Source organism: Streptomyces sp. NPDC058773 (genome assembly GCF_042746015.1).
GTDB lineage: Bacteria > Actinomycetota > Actinomycetes > Streptomycetales > Streptomycetaceae > Streptomyces.
The window spans coordinates 1-16,537 of record NZ_JBHYPE010000078.1; the positions used below are offsets into that span (position 1 = coordinate 1).

The 16,537-nt window shown below is 71.2% G+C and carries 12 protein-coding genes; 5 read left to right on the forward strand and 7 right to left on the reverse strand.

Annotated features, from left to right (window positions below):
- Positions 1-119: 119 nt before the first annotated feature.
- Positions 120-2,720: an aminopeptidase N gene (gene pepN / locus ACFW5B_RS34360; RefSeq protein ID WP_386448739.1), complete on the reverse strand. Its 2,601-nt coding sequence runs from the start codon at positions 2,718-2,720 to the stop codon at positions 120-122.
- A 126-nt stretch (positions 2,721-2,846) separates the two neighbouring features.
- Between pepN (ACFW5B_RS34360) and ACFW5B_RS34365 the strand changes: the two genes are divergently transcribed.
- Positions 2,847-3,077, forward strand: coding sequence for a ribbon-helix-helix domain-containing protein (locus ACFW5B_RS34365; RefSeq protein WP_386448742.1), 231 nt, complete (start codon positions 2,847-2,849; stop codon positions 3,075-3,077).
- Positions 3,064-3,411 carry a type II toxin-antitoxin system PemK/MazF family toxin gene (locus ACFW5B_RS34370; RefSeq protein ID WP_386448745.1) on the forward strand — a complete coding sequence of 116 codons (348 nt, stop codon included), beginning with the start codon at positions 3,064-3,066 and terminating at the stop codon, positions 3,409-3,411. The genes ACFW5B_RS34365 and ACFW5B_RS34370 overlap by 14 nt, the downstream gene beginning before the upstream one ends.
- A 101-nt stretch (positions 3,412-3,512) precedes the next feature.
- Here ACFW5B_RS34370 and ACFW5B_RS34375 read toward each other — a convergent pair whose 3' ends face one another.
- On the reverse strand, positions 3,513-4,544 hold the full coding sequence (locus tag ACFW5B_RS34375; RefSeq protein ID WP_386448748.1) for an aspartate-semialdehyde dehydrogenase: 1,032 nt from the start codon (positions 4,542-4,544) through the stop codon (positions 3,513-3,515).
- Between the two features lie 551 nt (positions 4,545-5,095).
- Between ACFW5B_RS34375 and ACFW5B_RS34380 the strand changes: the two genes are divergently transcribed.
- Complete coding sequence (locus ACFW5B_RS34380) at positions 5,096-6,835, forward strand: TIGR03767 family metallophosphoesterase (RefSeq protein ID WP_386448751.1); 1,740 nt, start codon at positions 5,096-5,098, stop codon at positions 6,833-6,835.
- Between the two features lie 54 nt (positions 6,836-6,889).
- Here the strand turns inward: ACFW5B_RS34380 and ACFW5B_RS34385 are convergent, their stop codons facing one another.
- Positions 6,890-7,912 (reverse strand): hypothetical protein, encoded by a 1,023-nt coding sequence (locus ACFW5B_RS34385; protein WP_386448754.1) that lies wholly within the window; start codon positions 7,910-7,912, stop codon positions 6,890-6,892.
- A 124-nt stretch (positions 7,913-8,036) separates the two neighbouring features.
- Complete coding sequence (gene pepN, locus ACFW5B_RS34390) at positions 8,037-10,625, reverse strand: aminopeptidase N (RefSeq protein WP_386448757.1); 2,589 nt, start codon at positions 10,623-10,625, stop codon at positions 8,037-8,039.
- Positions 10,626-10,749: 124 nt separating this feature from the next.
- On the opposite strand from pepN (ACFW5B_RS34390), the gene ACFW5B_RS34395 reads away from it, so the two are divergent.
- Complete coding sequence (locus ACFW5B_RS34395; protein ID WP_386448760.1) at positions 10,750-11,394, forward strand: DsbA family protein; 645 nt, start codon at positions 10,750-10,752, stop codon at positions 11,392-11,394.
- A gap of 126 nt (positions 11,395-11,520) precedes the next feature.
- Here ACFW5B_RS34395 and ACFW5B_RS34400 read toward each other — a convergent pair whose 3' ends face one another.
- The 3 genes from ACFW5B_RS34400 to ACFW5B_RS34410 all read right to left on the reverse strand — a co-directional run bounded on the left by ACFW5B_RS34400 (position 11,521) and on the right by ACFW5B_RS34410 (position 15,487).
- Positions 11,521-12,162: a superoxide dismutase gene (locus tag ACFW5B_RS34400; RefSeq protein ID WP_042154812.1), complete on the reverse strand. Its 642-nt coding sequence runs from the start codon at positions 12,160-12,162 to the stop codon at positions 11,521-11,523.
- Between the two features lie 174 nt (positions 12,163-12,336).
- A complete protein-coding gene (locus ACFW5B_RS34405; protein ID WP_386448763.1) occupies positions 12,337-13,779 on the reverse strand; it encodes an amino acid permease in 1,443 nt (480 codons plus the stop codon).
- A 295-nt stretch (positions 13,780-14,074) separates the two neighbouring features.
- Positions 14,075-15,487, reverse strand: coding sequence for an amino acid permease (locus ACFW5B_RS34410; RefSeq protein ID WP_386448766.1), 1,413 nt, complete (start codon positions 15,485-15,487; stop codon positions 14,075-14,077).
- 333 nt (positions 15,488-15,820) lie between these two features.
- On the opposite strand from ACFW5B_RS34410, the gene ACFW5B_RS34415 reads away from it, so the two are divergent.
- Positions 15,821-16,417 (forward strand): biotin transporter BioY, encoded by a 597-nt coding sequence (locus ACFW5B_RS34415; RefSeq protein ID WP_386448769.1) that lies wholly within the window; start codon positions 15,821-15,823, stop codon positions 16,415-16,417.
- Positions 16,418-16,537: the final 120 nt, after the last annotated feature.

A 16,537-nucleotide genomic window follows, 5' to 3' on the forward strand; every position in this document is an offset into this window, starting at 1 on the left:
GCTATCGCCCCCCCCCCCGGCCGCCCCCCCCCCCCTTTTTGCCCCCGCCGCGGGGGGGGGGGGGGGGGGGGGGGGGGGCTAAAAAACCCCCCCCCCCCCGGCCACCACCACGGGGGACGTCAGGACGCCGCGTCGGCCCGCTGCGCCTTCAGCGCCCGCTCGATCCCGGCCCGCGACTCGGTCATCAGCCGGCGCAGCGCCGGGGTCGGCTCGGACGAGGCCAGCCAGGCGTCCGTGGTGTCCAGGGTCTCCTGTGAGACCTGGAGCGCCGGGTAGTGGCCCACCACGATCTGCTGCGCCATCTCATGGCTGCGGGAGTTCCAGATGTCCTTCACCGCGGCGAAGTACTTCTCGGTGTACGGCGCCAGCAGCTCCCGCTGGTCCGGCTGGACGAAGCCGCCGATGACGGCCTCCTGCAGGGAGTTGGGGAGCTTGTCCGACTCCACGACCGAGGCCCAGGCCTCGGCCTTCGCCTCCGCCGTGGGACGCGCCGCGCGCGCCGTCGCGGCGTGCCGCTCGCCCGCGGAGGTCTTGTCCCGCTCCAGCTCCGCGGCGATGGCCTTCTCGTCGGCCCGGCCGGTGGCCGCCAGCCGCTGCAGCAGCGACCAGCGCAGCTCGGTGTCCACGGCCAGCCCGGAGATCTCCTCCGTACCGTCCAACAGGCCCTGCAGCAGGTCCAGTTGGGCATCCGTGCGGGCCGAGGCGGCGAACGCGCGGGCCCACGCCAGCTGGTGGTCGCTGCCCGGCTCGGCGGCCCGCAGCTGCTCCAGCGCCGCCGCGGTCCAGGTCGTCAGACCCGTCTCGCGCCACTCCGGCGCCGCGTACAGGTCCAGCGCCAGCTTCACCTGGCGGTGCAGCGACTGGACGACGCCGATGTCCGACTCCTTGCCGATGCCGGACAGCACCAGCGACAGGTAGTCCCGGGCGGGGAGTTCGGCGTCCCGCGTCATGTCCCAGGCCGACGCCCACGACAGGGCACGCGGCAGCGACTCGGTGAAGTCGCCGAGGTGTTCGGTGACGACCTTCAGCGACTCCTCGTCCAGCCGGACCTTGGCGTACGACAGGTCGTCGTCGTTGAGCAGCAGCACGGCCGGCCGCTCCTTGCCCACCAGCTGCGGTACGGGCGTCAGCGCACCGTCCACGTCCAGCTCGATCCGCTCGGTGCGCACCAGCTTGCCGTCCCGCAGCTCGTAGGCGCCGATCGCGATCCGGTGCGGGCGCAGCACGGGCTCGCCCTTGGCGCCGGCCGGCAGCGCCGGGGCCTCCTGCTTCACCGCGAAGGAGGTGATGACGCCGGCCCCGTCCACCTCGATCTCCGGCCGCAGGATGTTGATCCCGGCGGTCTCCAGCCACTTCTTCGACCAGGTCTTCAGGTCCCGGCCGGAGGTCTTCTCCAGCGCGCTCAGCAGATCCGACAGCCGGGTGTTCTTGTAGGCGTGCGCCTTGAAGTAGGCCTGCACGCCCTGGAAGAACTCGTCCCTGCCGACGTAGGCGACCAGCTGCTTGAGGACGCTGGCGCCCTTGGCGTAGGTGATGCCGTCGAAGTTGACCAGGACGTCGTCGAGGTCATTGATCTCGGCCATGATCGGGTGGGTGGACGGCAGCTGGTCCTGCCGGTAGGCCCAGGTCTTCATGGAGTTGGCGAACGTGGTCCAGGAGTGCGGCCACTTCGAGCCCGGGGCGTAGGCCTGGCAGGCGATCGAGGTGTAGGTGGCGAACGACTCGTTCAGCCACAGGTCGTTCCACCACTCCATGGTGACCAGGTCGCCGAACCACATGTGCGCCAGCTCGTGCAGGATCGTCTCCGCCCGCACCTCGTACGCCGCGTCCGTCACCTTGGACCGGAAGACGTACTGGTCGCGGATGGTCACCGCGCCCGCGTTCTCCATCGCGCCGGCGTTGAACTCCGGCACGAAGAGCTGGTCGTACTTCGCGAACGGGTAGGCGTAGTCGAACTTCTCCTGGAACCACTCGAAGCCCTGCCGGGTGACCGCGAAGATCTCGTCGGCGTCCAGGTGCTCGGCCAGCGACGGCCGGCAGTAGATGCCCAGCGGCACCGTCCGCCCGTCCTTCTCGTAGGTGCTGTGCACGCTGTGGTACGGGCCGACGATCAGCGCGGTGATGTAGGTCGAGATCCGCGGGGTCGGCTCGAAACGCCAGATGTTGTCGCTCGGCTCCGGCGTCGGTGAATTGGAGATCACCGTCCAGCCCTCCGGGGCCTTCACGGTGAACTGGAAGGTCGCCTTGAGATCCGGCTGCTCGAAGGACGCGAACACCCGCCGGGCGTCCGGCACCTCGAACTGGGTGTACAGATAGGCCTGCTGGTCCACCGGGTCGACGAAGCGGTGCAGTCCCTCACCGGTGTTGGTGTAGGCGCAGTCCGCCACGACCCGCAGTTCATTGCGGCCGGCCCGCAGTCCCGCCAGCGCGATCCGCGAGTCCTTGAACACCGCGCCCGCGTCCAGCGCCTCGCCGTTGAGCACCACTTCGTGCACGGCCGGCGCGACCAGGTCGATAAAGGAGTCCGCGCCCGCCTCGGCGACGTCGAACCGCACGGTCGTCACGGACCGGTATGTGCCTCCGGCGCTGCCGTCCTCGCCCGGGGCGGCCGCGCCCCCCTCCTGCGCACCGGAGAGGTCCAGCTCGATCTCATACGCGTCCACGGTCAGCAGGCGCGCCCGCTCCTGCGCCTCGTCACGGGTCAGATTTGTGCCAGGCACCCGGCCATCTCCTTCGCATGGGTCATCACATCGGACTCTTCGGCCATCTTTCCACGCGGTCCCCGGGAAAAGAGGGAGTAGTAACTGCGGTGGCAATGGAGGGGCTACCTCGGTAGCATCGAGGGTATGAAGATTAGTGTGAGCCTGCCGCAGGAGGATGTTGCCTTCGTCGACGAATACGCGGCGAGAACCAAGGGCGAATCGCGGTCCGCCGTGATACACGCGGCCATTGAGCTGCTGCGTGCCGCGCAGCTCGAAGCCGAGTACACCGAGGCGTTCGCGGAGTGGGACACGAGTGAGGACGCGGCGCTGTGGGACCGCGCGAGTGGGGACGGAATTGCCGATGAGGCGTGGTGACATCTACATGGTCGACCTTGAGCCGGCGCGCGGCAGCGAGGCCAACAAGATCCGCCCGGCCGTGATCGTGTCCCACAACGGCGCCAATCAGTCGGTCGAGTCCCATCGGCGGGGGGTGGTCACGGTCGTTCCCCTGACCTCGAACACCTCGCGGGTGCTGTCGTTCCAGGTCTTCCTCGGGGCCGACGAGTGCCGTTTGCCCAAGGACTCCAAGGCCCAGTGCGAGCAGCTGCGCGTCATCGCGCCGGATCGGGTGCTGCACAAGGTCGGCGCGCTGCCACGCCAGCGCATGGCCGAGGTCGACGCCGCACTCCGCCGCCATCTGGCGCTCTGACCGCGGTTGTCGGCGCGGGCCGTCTGAACGTCCGGGCCCGGAACGGCGGGTGCCCGTACGGAGACTCCGTACGGGCACCCGCCGTTTGCGCCGGGGGGTGGTCAGCCGCGCAGCTCCGCGGCAACCAGCTCCGCGATCTGGACGGCGTTCAGCGCCGCGCCCTTGCGGAGGTTGTCGTTGGAGATGAACAGCGCCAGACCGTTCTCGGCGGTCTCGTCCTGGCGGATGCGGCCCACGAAGGACGCGTCCTGGCCGGCGGCCTGGAGCGGGGTGGGCACGTCGGAGAGGGTGACGCCGGGGGCGCCGGCCAGCAGCTCCTGGGCGCGCGCGGGGCTGATCGGACGCGCGAAGCGGGCGTTGACCTGGAGCGAGTGGCCGGTGAAGACCGGGACGCGGACGCAGGTGCCGGACACCTTCAGCTCCGGGATCTCCAGGATCTTGCGGCTCTCGTTGCGGAGCTTCTGCTCCTCGTCGGTCTCGTTCAGCCCGTCGTCGACGATCGAGCCGGCCATCGGCAGCACATTGAAGGCGATCGGGGCGACGTACGTGTCCGGCTCCGGGAACTCCACGGAGGCGCCGTCGTGCGTCAGCTTGGTGGCGTCCTGCTCGATGACCTTGCGGGCCTGGCCGTCCAGCTCCTCGACACCGGCCAGACCGCTGCCGGAGACCGCCTGGTAGGTGGCGACGACCAGCGAGACCAGCCCGGCCTCGTCGTGCAGCGGACGCAGCACCGGCATCGCGGCCATGGTCGTGCAGTTCGGGTTGGCGATGATGCCCTTGGGCCGGTCGGTGATGGCCTGCGGGTTGACCTCGGAGACGACCAGCGGGACCTGGGGGTCACGGCGCCAGGCCGAGGAGTTGTCGATCACGACCGGGCCGGCGTCGGCGACCTTCTCCGCCAGCGCCTTGGACGTGGCGCCGCCGGCCGAGAAGATCACGATGTCCAGCGCCGAGTAGTCGGCGGTGGCCGCGTCCTCGACGGTGATCTCGGTGTCCTGCCAGGGCAGCGTACGTCCGGCGGACCGGGCCGAAGCGAACAGCCGCAGCTGTTCGACCGGGAAGTTCCGCTCGGCGAGGATGCCCCGCACCACACCGCCGACCTGTCCGGTGGCTCCGACGATTCCGATCCTCATGGGACTCCTTCTTTCTGGGCCTGGCTCGGGTGTCTGCTCGGAACACCTGCTCAGTAGTGGCTCCATCATGTGTGTGATACCCGTCGCCTTGTCCAATCCGTTCCATTCCGTGGAGCGTGACGGGCGCCGGGCGGGTGTCCTGGGCGCGGGCCACGGGCCCGGTGTGCGGCACCTCACGTCCACCGGCCGGCCGCCTGCCGGGACGTCCGGCACCAGGATACGGACCCATTTTTGCGTGATGCAGGCATTTGCGCATGTGATGACCGTTCTGCGGGGATTCCGTGCCCGACCCGGACGGCCCCCGCCGCCCCGCCCGCAGGCGGCCCCGCGTCGCACCCGCTGCCCCGTCGGATGAATTCCCGGTGACCGGCACCCGCCGCGGAGAACAGCGCACCGTGACCGGTCGATGACGCGGAGGTCCCTGTCCGGTGATGGGTTCTCCGCGTTGCGGTGGCGTTCACGCGGCGGTCACCCCCGGTGCCAACCATCCAAAGCGACAGGGCAGTTGTGCTGCCCGGCCGCCTTTGCGTTCGCACCCGGGGAGCCCGCGTATGTCCCGTATACGGTCCGCCGCCAGTCTCGACCGCCGTACGTTCCTGGCCGCCACCGGTGCCGTCGGCGCCGCCACCGGCCTCGGCCTCGCCTTCGGCCCGGACCGGCCGGCACAGGCCGCCACCGTCACGCCCGGCCCGGCCCCGGCCGCGCCCGTACCGGTCGACGCCCCCGCCGTCCCCCCGGTCCCCTACACCAAGGGCACCACCCTCAGCAGTGTGTCCGCCCCGCGCGGCAGCGGCGGCTACCGCCGGCTCGGCGACGGGCCCGCCTGGGACCGGGTGGTCCGCGCCGACCTGGCCGCCGCGCACGGCGGGCGGGACCGGCGGCGTACCGCGCTGGCCTCCTTCGTGCAGTTCACCGACCTGCACCTGGTGGATGTGCAGAGCCCGCTGCGCTACGAGTACCTGCGCTCGGAGACCGCCAGCGCCTGGCGGCCGCAGGAGGCGCTGTCCGTGGCCGGTGTCGTCTCGCTGATCGAGCGGGTCAACGCGCTGCCCGGCGGGCCCGCCACCGGTGCCCCGCTGTCGTTCGTGATGACCACCGGCGACAACACCGACAACAACTCCAAGCTGGAGCTGGAGTGGTTCCTGACCGCGATGAGCGGCGGCAAGATCACCCCGAACTCCGGCGACCGGCGCCGCTACGAAGGGGTCCAGGACAGCGGGCTGAAGCTCTACTGGCAGCCGGACAGCGCCCTGCGCGACGCCGACAAGGAGCGGGGCTTCCCGCGGCTGGACGGATTCCTGGAGGCGGCGATCCGCACCGTCCACAGCCCCGGCCTGCGGCTGCCCTGGTACTCCACGGTCGGCAACCACGACTCGCTGCCCGGCGGCTGCTACGCGCCCGGTGACCCGTACTGGACCGAGGTCGCCACCGGGGAGCGCAAGCTGGAGACGCTGCCCGCCGCCGAGGCCGCGAAGGTGTGGCAGGCGGTCAAGGAGGGCCTCGACCCCAAGGGCGAGGACTTCAAGCGGCTGCTGAAGTCGCACGCCAAGCAGGCCCGGCGGATCACCCCGGACGAGCGGCGCGCCCCCTTCACCCGGGCCGAGTACCTGCGTGCCCACCTGGACCCGGCGCACACCGGCCCCGGCCCGCACGGTCACGGCTACACCGCCGCGGACCTCGAAGGGAACCGCCTCTACTACACCTTCCGGATCTCCGACGACGTCCTCGGCATCAGCCTGGACACCACCGACCCCGGCGGCCACTACACCGGCTCGGTCGGCGACGCCCAACTGGCCTGGCTGGAGCGGACCCTGAAGGAGAACGAGAAGGGCGAGAAGGCCCATGTGCTGGTCTTCAGCCACCACACCAGCAAGACCATGAACAACACCCGCCCCGACCCGGCCCGGCCGCACGAGAAGCGGCACAGCGGGGCGGAGCTGGTCGAGGTGCTGGCCGCGCACCCCGGCGTGGTCGGCTGGATCAACGGCCACAGCCACAAGAACGAGATCATCCCGCACGGCAGCTTCTGGGAGATCTCCACCGCCTCGCACATCGACTTCCCGCAACTGGCCCGGGTCATCGAGCTGGTGGACAACCACGACGGCACGCTGTCGCTGTTCACCACCCTGGTCGAGTCGGCCGCCCCGCACCGCACGGACTTCACCGACCTCTCGCAGACCGGGCTGGCCGCCCTCTACCGCGAGCTGTCCTTCAACGCCCCCGAGGCCCGCTCGGACCTCGCCGGCAAGGCCCGGGACCGCAACGTCGAGCTGCTCCTCAAGCGGGGCTGACGGCCGCCGGAGCGCGCGGGGCACGGCCCCGGAGCCCCGCCCGCCCCCGGCGCCCTACCGCGGCAGCACCACCACGTACGCGCCCGGCTCCCGGTCCCCGGCCGCCATCAGGGCCGTGCGGACCACCGCGGCCTGCTGCTCCGGGGACTGGCGCAGGGTGCGGGGCAGTACCCGGACGACGGTGATGCCCAGCCGCTCCAGATGCTCGCGCTTGTGGAAGAACGGCGACTGCAGCGGGTCCTCCTCGGCGCGCGGGGCCCGGGTGTCGATCTCCAGGGCCACCGAGTGCTCCGGCCAGAAGGCGTCCACACCGCCCAGCTGCGGCCCGCCCGGCAGCCGCAGATCGACGTTCCACAGCGGATCGGGCAGCCCGTGCTCGCGCACCATGGCGTACAGCTGCTGCTCGGCCAGCGCCCGCCCCTCGGCCAGCAGGGTGTCCACCGCGTCGACCACGTGCGGCCGGGTCAGCAGCCGGGCCCGGCTCAGCTCCCGTACCACCGCGCTCGCCTCGCAGTGGCCGCCGCGCACCGCCTCGGTCAGCAGCCGGCGCACCGTCGGGGCGTCGGTGAGCGCGCCGATCGCGTCCGCCAGCGCCCGCGGCACCGGCGCGGCCGGCACCCCCGTGATGTCCTGAGGCACGGGCAGCTCCACCGCCCGCAGGATTCGCGCGAAGCCGGTCGAGCGCAGCCGCCGGGTGCGCGACACCAGCACCTCGATCCGGTCCAGGGCGAGCAGCGCGGGCGCCTCGGTGAAGCCGTGCAGGGCCAGCGCCGCCAGGCCGGTGATCATCGCCTCCGGGGCGTCCCCCGACGGACTGCCCTGCCGGGGGACGCCCGGCCCCCGGTGACTGGCGTACAGCAGGGCCGCGTGCAGCCGCTCCTCGCTGGTGGGCGCCCCGGGGTGCAGCAGGTAGACGCCGGGGAGCAGGTGCTGCCAGCTGCCGCCGGGGCGGCAGCGTTCGGTGGTCTCCGCCGCCGCGATGCCGTGCTCGCGCAGCTGACGGGTCGTCATCACCCGGCAGTGGGAGGCGGTCAGGTGCTGGAGGGGGAGGGGGGAGAGCGGGGTGTCGTGGTTCATGCCGGGTCGATTCCCGCGCCCGCTCCGCCCCCTAACCGCTGTTACAGGCCCGTATCACAAACCGGACAACCCTGTACTAAAGTACGGGCGTTCGACTGCCGAAAGGGCCTGGTCGGCAGGGCGGTCACGGCCGGGAGCCGGCCGCCTCGTCACAGGCCTGTGCCCGCAGCGCACGGGCCAGGTCGTCCCGCTCCTCCTGCACCATCCGGCGCAGCGCCGGCGGCGCCTGCTCGTGCTCCGCGAGCCAGCGGTCCGCGGCCGCCAGCGTGGCGTCCGCCACCTGCCAGGACGGGAACAGCCCGCGCACCACATCCATCGCGATCTCGATGGACCGCTCCCGCCACACCCGCTCGATCTCCGCGAAGTAGCGCGCCGCGTACGGGGCCAGCAGCTCCCGCTGCGCCGGCTGCGCGAACCCGGCGATGGTCGCCTCCACCAGGGCGTTGGAGAGCGCGTCGGACTCCACGACCGCCGCCCACGCCTCCGCCTTGACCGCGTCCGAGGGGCGGGCCGCCAGACAGCGCACCTGGTGGCGCTTGCCGGACGCGGTGTCGTCACGGGCCAGCTCGGCGGCGAGCTGTGCCTCGTCCGCGACGCCGTGCGCGGCCAGCGGCTCCAGCAGGGTCCAGCGCAGCTCCTGGTCCACGTCCAGACCGTCGATCTTCGCCGTACCGTCCAGCAGACCCTGGAGCAGCTGGAGGTCGGCGGGGGTGGTGGCGAGCGCGGCGAAGTGCCGGGCCCAGCTGAGCTGGTGGCCGCTGCCGGGTGCGGCGAGCCGCAGCTCGCGCAGCGCGCCCTCGGCCAGCTCCCGGGCCGCGGGCTCCCGGCGGTCCGGCGCGGAGTAGTACTCCAGCGCGGTCTGCGCCTGCCCGTGCAGCGACTGGAGCACCCCGATGTCGCTCTCCTGTCCCGCGAACCGCCGCACCAGGTCCAGGTAGTCACGGGCCGGCATCAGCCCGTCCCGGGTCAGCCCCCACAGCGCGGCCCAGCACAGCGCCCGCGCCATCGGGTCGGCCAGCCCGCCGAGCCGGGCCCGCAGGGTGGCCAGCGACCCCTCGTCGAAGCGGACCTTGCAGTACGTCAGATCGTCGTCGTTGACGAGGATCAGCTCGGGCCGCTCGGCGCCGGCCAGCTCCGGCACGGCCGTCCGCGGCCCGGCGGCGTCCACCTCCGCACGGGCGTAGCGCACCAGCGCCGGGTCCGTGCCCTGGCGGCGGTAGAGCCCCACGGCGACCCGGTGCGGCCGCAGCTCCGGCCGCTCGTCGGCCGCCTCCTGGAGGATGCTCAGCTCGGTGATCCGGTCCTGGGCGTCATAAGTGACCTGCGGGGTGAGGGAGTTGACGCCCGCGGTCTCCAGCCAGGCGCGCGACCAGCTCGCCAGGTCCCGGCCGGAGGTCTCCTCCAGCACGGCCAGCAGATCCGCCAGCCGGGTGTTGCCGTAGGCGTGCCGCTTGAAGTAGCGCCGGGCGCCCTCCAGGAACGCGTCCTGCCCCACGTACGCCACCAGCTGCTTGAGGACCGCGGCGCCCTTGGCGTAGGTGATGCCGTCGAAGTTGAGCTTGGCGTCCTCCAGGTCCCGGATGTCGGCGGTGACCGGGTGGGTGGAGGGCAGCTGGTCGGCGCGGTAGGCCCAGGCCTTGCGGCGGTTGGCGAAGGTGATCCAGGCGTCCCGGAAGCGCGTCGCCTCCACCAGCGCGAACGCACCCATGAAGTCCGCGTAGGACTCCTTGAGCCACAGGTCGTCCCACCACTGCATGGTGACCAGATCGCCGAACCACATGTGTGCCATCTCGTGCAGGATGACGTTGGCCCGGCGCTCGTAGGACGCCTCGGTCACCTTGCCGCGGAAGATGAACTCCTCGCGGAAGGTGACACAGCCCGGGTTCTCCATCGCCCCGAGGTTGTACTCCGGGACGAAGGCGCTGTCGTACTTCCCGAAGGGGTACGGGAAGTCGAAGTGGTCGTGGAAGAAGTCCAGGCCCTGCTTGGTGACGGTGAAGACGTCGTCGGCGTCGAAGTGCTTGGCCAGGCCCTTGCGGCACAGCGCGCCGAGCGGGATCTCCAGCTCGCTGCCGTCGGGGAACGTACGGCGGTAGGTGTCCGCGACGAAGTGGTACGGGCCGGCGACCACGGCCGTGATGTACGTCGAGATCGGCTCGGTCGTCGCGAAGCGGTGCCGGCCGCCCTCGGCCTCGCCCTCCTGCGCGCCGTTGCTGACCACCAGCCACCCCTCGGGGGCGGTCACCTCGAAGGTGAACGGGGCCTTCAGATCGGGCTGTTCGAAGGTGGCGAAGACCCGGCGGGAGTCCGCGGGTTCGTACTGCGTGTAGAGGTAGACCTCGCCGTCCTCGGGGTCCACGAAGCGGTGCAGGCCCTCACCGGTCCGGCTGTAGGCGCACTGCGCGTCGACGACGAGGGTGTTCTCGGCGGCCAGCCCGTCCAGCGTGATCCGGGTGCCGTCGAACACCGTCCCGGGGTCCAGCTCCCGGCCGTTGAGGGTGACCGAGGTGACCGCGGGCGCCAGCAGGTCCGCGAAGGTCGAGGCGCCGGGCTCGGCACAGCGGAAGCGGAGGGTGGTCCGGGAGCGGAAGGTCTCGGCGGACGCGTCCCCGGCGACCGCTGAGCGGACGTCCAGCGCCACGTCGTAGGAGTCGACGCTCAGCAGCCGGCCCCGCTCACGTGCTTCGTCCCGGGAAAGATTCTCACCTGGCACGCCGTGACTCCCTCGTCCTCGTCTCGAATATCGAACAACGGGAATCATGGCACGCCCGCTGCCGGTTGAAGCCGGTAGGAACAGCCCCGTTGGCCGACGTGCACAGCCGTGAAGAGGAGACCCCGTGTCCGAGAGCGCGAAGACCCCCGCAGACTTCTGGTTCGACCCGCTGTGCCCCTGGGCCTGGCTGACCTCCCGCTGGATGCTGGAGGTGGAGAAGGTCCGCCCGGTCGAGGTGCGCTGGCACGTGATGAGCCTGGCGGTGCTCAACGAGGACAAGCTCGACCAGCTTCCGGAGGAGTACCGCGAGAACATGCGCCCCGGCGGCAAGGCCTGGGGCCCCGTCCGCGTGGTGATCGCCGCCCAGCAGCTGCACGGCGACGAGGCGGTCGGCAGGCTCTACACCGCGCTCGGCACCCGCTTCCACAACGAGGGCCTCGGTGTGAACCCCGAGAGCATCGCCGCCGCCCTCGAAGACGCCGGCCTGCCCGCCGACCTGATCGAGTACGCCGACAAGGACACCTACGACGCACAGCTGCGCGCCTCCCACAAGGAAGGCATCGACCTGGTCGGCCAGGAGGTCGGCACCCCGGTCATCGCGGTCCCCGGCTCCGACGGCGACCAGATCGCCTTCTTCGGCCCGGTCGTCACCCCCGCCCCCAAGGGCGAGGAGGCCGCCAAGCTCTGGGACGGCACGCTGATGGTCGCGTCCATCCCCGGCTTCTACGAGATCAAGCGGACCCGGACGCAGGGCCCGGCTTTCGACTGACGCCGGGTTCCCCGGCACCCATGGGAGCGCCCCCGCACGTATCGGACGTGCGGGGGCGCTCCGTCATTCCGCCTGCCCGGTGAGCGGTGAGAAGACGATCACGAGGCAGGACGACTGGCGGCCGGCTCAGGGAGCCAGCAGCAGGTTGTTCGCGCGCTGCTTGGCGGACGTGTACCGCTTGGCCACGTCCTGCCAGTTCACGACCTGCCACATGGCCTCGATGAAGTCCACCTTCTGGTTCTTGTACTGGAGGTAGAAGGCGTGCTCCCAGGCGTCGAAGACCAGGATCGGGACCGAGCCCTGGCCGACGTTGCCCTGGTGGTCGTAGATCTGCTCGACGATCAGCCGGCCGGTGACCGGCTCGTAGGCGAGGACGCCCCAGCCGGAGCCCTGGGTGGTGGCCGAGGCCTTGGTCAGCTGGGCCTTGAACTTCGCGAACGACCCGAAGGACTCGGCGATCGCATCGGCCAGCTCGCCCACGCCGTCCTTCTCCAGCGGCTCACCGCCGCCGTCACCGGTCATGTTGTGCCAGTAGATGCTGTGCAGGATGTGGCCGGAGAGGTGGAACGCGAGGTTCTTCTCCAGGCCGTTGATGCTGCCCCACTGGTCCTTGTCGCGCGCCTCGGCGAGCTGCTCCAGGGTGTCGTTCGCGCCCTTCACATAGGCCGCGTGGTGCTTGTCGTGGTGCAGCTCGATGATCTCGGGGCTGATGACCGGAGCCAGTGCCGCGTAGTCGTAGGGGAGTTCCGGAAGTGTGTAGGTCGCCATGCCGATCCCGCCTCCAAGCTGCTTACCAGCATTAGTTGCAAACGATGTGCAAGAGCACGCTATCAGCAGCAGTGATCACCGGCCGGTCGTGGACACCGGAGTGGTCCCAAAGACGTAAGGCGGGGCGGGACCTCGGAATGAGGTCCCGCCCCGCCTCGGGGGAGTGGGGGAGTGCTACTCGTTGGCCAGATCCGCGCCCCGGCTCAGCGCCCGCTGCCGGATCAGCCCGATGACCGCCAGCACCGCCCCGAAGCCGCCGGTGAACAGCAGCTGGATGCGCTGGTTCTCGTCGCGCAGCATCAGCAGCAGCACGGCGACGATCCCCGCCAGCGCCACCCAGGTCAGGACCGGGAAGGCCCACATCTTCACCACGAGCCGCTCGGGTGCCTCGCGCTCCAGCGTCCGGCGCATCCGCAGCTGGGCGACGGCGATGAAGCCCCACACCACCAGGACGGCGGCGCCGACCATGTTCAGCAGCCACTGGAAGAGGGTGTCGGGCCACAGGAAGCTCAGCACGACCGCGAGGAAGCCGAAGGCGGCGCACAGCAGGACGGCGCGGCGCGGCACGCCCCCGCTGACCTTGCCGAGGAAGGCCGGGCCCTGGCCGCGGGTGATCAGCGAGTAGGCCATCCGGGACGAGCCGTAGAGGTTGGCGTTCACCGCGGAGAGCAGGGCCACCAGGATGACGACGTTCATGACCTGGCCGGCCGCCGGGATCTTGAGGTAGTCCAGCACCGCCACGTACGGGCCGCTCTTGGCGATGGCGGGGGCGCTCCAGGGGATGACCGTGACGATGACGGCCATCGAGCCGACGTAGAAGAGGGCGATCCGCCACATCGCGGTGCGCACCGCGCTCGCCACACCGCGGACCGGGTCCTTGGACTCGGCGGCCGCGATGGTCACCGTCTCCAGCCCGCCGTACGCGAACACCGAGGCCAGCAGGCCGATCATCAGGCCGTCGACGCCCTTGGGGAGGAAGCCGCCGTCCCCGGTGAGGTGCGTGGTGCCCGGCGCGGAAGTGCCCGGCAGCAGACCGAAGATGGCCAACAGGCCCAGGACCAGGAAGATGCCGATCGCCGCGACCTTCAGAGCGGCGAACCAGAACTCGAACTCACCGAAGTTGCTGACCGCCGCCAGGTTGGTCCCGGTGAAGACCACCATGAACAGCAGCACCCACATCCAGGGCTCGGAGCCCGGGAACCACTGCACCATGACGTCCGCGGCGCCCAGCGCCTCGGCGGCCACCGCCACACACAGCAGCGCGGTGAACATCCAGCCGACCGTGAACCCGGCCCAGGAGCCTATGGAGCGCTCGGCGTGCACGGAGAAGGAGCCGGAGGCCGGATTGGCCGCGGCCATCTCCCCGAGCATCCGCATGATCAGCATGACCAGGGCGCCGGACACGGCGTAGGCCAGCACGATCGAGGGGCCGGCCGCGGCGATGCCCTCGCGCGAGCCGACGAACAGGCCCGCGCCGATCACCCCGCCCAGGGCGATCATCGAGAGATGGCGCTGCTTGAGGCCGTTGGACAGCGTGGAGCCGTCGTCCGGGCCCGCGCCCCCAACCGCGTCGCTCTGCTCGCGCGCGGTGGCGGCGGACGAGGGTGTCCGATTCATGTCGTACCTGTCCCAGTAGGTGAGAGCGGAGCAAAGGTGTTACTGCGTTCTCCCGGGGACGCGACCGGTGCGACGGTGCTGCCGGGCCCCCTGGACCCCCGCCAGGGCAGCAGGTCGCGAAGGGCCTGCCGACGGCACAACTCCGGGGTCCTCGGCAAAGCGGGCCCAGTTTGAGCGCCGGTGTCCGCTCAGGGCAACAGTTGTGCAGCGAATGTTCGGTATTCAGACGTGATCGTTACCCTGCGCGTCTGATTCATCGTCGATTACGACGCGTTGTGATCTCCGTCGCAGACGGTCAGCGTCCCGCGCGGCGGGCCCGGAGCGCGCGGACGCCCGCGACGAGCAGCACCACACCGGTCGCCCCGGCCGACCACAGCAGCTGCGGACGGGCCGTGTCATCGATCAGCATCAGCACCAGCACGCCGCCCATGGCCACCAGCGAGGCCCAGGTCAGATACGGGAACGCCCACATCCGCAGGGTCAGCTTCGCGGGCGCCTCGCGTTCGATACGCGGACGCAGCCGCAGCTGGGAGACGGCGATCAGGCCCCACACGAACAGCAGCACCGCGCCGACCGCGTTGAGCATGTACAGGAAGACCGAATCCGGCCACTTCAGATTCAGCAGCACGGAGAGGAAGCCGAAGGCCACCGACGCGAGCACGGCCCGGCGCGGCACCCCTCCGCCGGACACCTTCAGCAGCGCCCGCGGCGCCTCACCGCGCTCGGCGAGCGAGAACACCATCCGCGACGAGCCGTAGAGATTGGCGTTCAGCGCGGAGAGCAGCGCCACGAACACCACGATGTTCATGATCTGCCCGGCGCCCGGCACCCCGATGCCGTCCAGCACCGCGACATACGGGCTCTTGCCCGGCTGCATCGACGACCAGGGCAGCAGCGTCACGATCACCAGCATCGAGCCGACGTAGAAGAAGAGGATGCGCCACACCGCGCTGCGCACCGCCCGGCCCACCGCACGCGCCGGATCGTCCGACTCGGCCGCGGCGATGGTGACGACCTCCAGGCCGCCGAACGCGAACACCACCGCGAGGACACCGGAGACCACCCCGGCCCAGCCGTGCGGCAGCAGACCGCCGTGCCCGGTGAGGTTCGCCAGTCCGACCGGCTCGGTGTCCGGCAGCACCCCGAAGACCGCCAGCAGGCTCAGCGCGAGGAACAGCACGATCGCGGTGACCTTCAGCGCCGCGAACCAGAACTCGAACTCGCCGAAGTTCTTCACCGCGGCCAGGTTGGCGGCGGTGAAGACCAGCATGAAGAGCAGCACCCAGCCCCACTGGGGCACCGCCGGCAGCCAGCCGTTGGCGATCTGCGCCGCACCGGTGGCCTCCACGGCGAGCACCACGACCAGCAGGAACCAGTACAGCCAGCCCACGCTGAACCCGGCCCAGCGGCCCAGCGCCCGCTCCGCGTGCACCGAGAACGCGCCGGAGGACGGCATCGCCGCCGACATCTCGCCGAGCATCCGCATGACCAGCGTCGCCAGCGCGCCCGCGATCAGATACGACAGCACGATCCCCGGGCCGGCCACCGCGATCCCCGCGCCGGAGCCCACGAACAGGCCCGCGCCGATCACCCCGCCCAGGCCCAGCATCGTCAGATGGCGCTGCTTGAGCCCCGCGGACAGCGGCTCTTTCGCGCCGGTGTCCGCACCGAGGGCGGGCGCACCGGCTTGGGTGGTTGTGTCGTGCATGGGCTCGTACTCTCGCCAGGGCCGAGGCGGCCGGGGGCCGTCGGCGGTTTTGGGGGAACTCCACAGGTCACCGCGGGGCGGCCCCAGTGTCGCCGCACCGCACGCGCTACCACAAAACCGGCGCAGGAACGCGGTCCGGTCCGTGATGAGCATCACGTGACCTGCGATGACGCCCCACAACCCCACAACGCCGGGCAGCGTGGCGGTTGTTGTGAACTCTCCAAGCGGGCCGGTGCGGCTTTGTCGCCGCCACACGATGATCGCCGGGCACCCCCTGGACTAACGTCGTCGCGTTCCGTCCCATATCCGTAACTCACACCCCGCGGAGTCCTGATGAGCACTGCCGCTCTCACTCGTCCCGGCACGGTCCTCGCCGACCTGCTGCCGGCCGCCACCGCCTCCCGCGCCCGCGTCCGCGACGCCGCGCTGGTGCTCGGCGGCGCCGTGCTCACCGGTGTCGCGGCCCAGATCGCCGTCCCGGTCCCCGGCTCCCCGGTCCCGGTCACCGGCCAGACCTTCGCCGCGCTGCTGGTCGGCACCTCGCTCGGGGCGGGCCGCGGTCTGCTGTCGCTGGCGCTGTACGCGCTGGCCGGGATGGCGGGCATGCCGTGGTTCGCCGACGGTACGTCGGGCGCGGGCGGTGCCACGTTCGGCTACATCCTGGGCATGCTGCTGGCCACCACCGTCGTCGGTGCGCTGGCCCGCCGCGGCGGCGACCGCGGGGTGCTGCGCACCGCCGCCACCATGGCCGCCGGAACGGCCCTGATCTACGCGGTCGGCGTCCCCTACCTCGCGCTGAGCACCGGGATGTCCCTGGGCAAGGCCGTCGCCGTCGGTATGGTCCCGTTCCTCCTCGGCGACGCCCTCAAGGCCGCGCTGGCGATGGGCGCGCTGCCCACGGCCTGGAAGCTGGCCGGAGGCCGCGACTGAGAGCCGGCACCGCACGGAAAGGGCGGGGCCCGCACCGAACCGGTGCGGGCCCCCCCCCGAACGCGCCCCCGGACCGCGGGGGAGTCGTATACACAAAAAACATCCCACCCAACCCCGCAA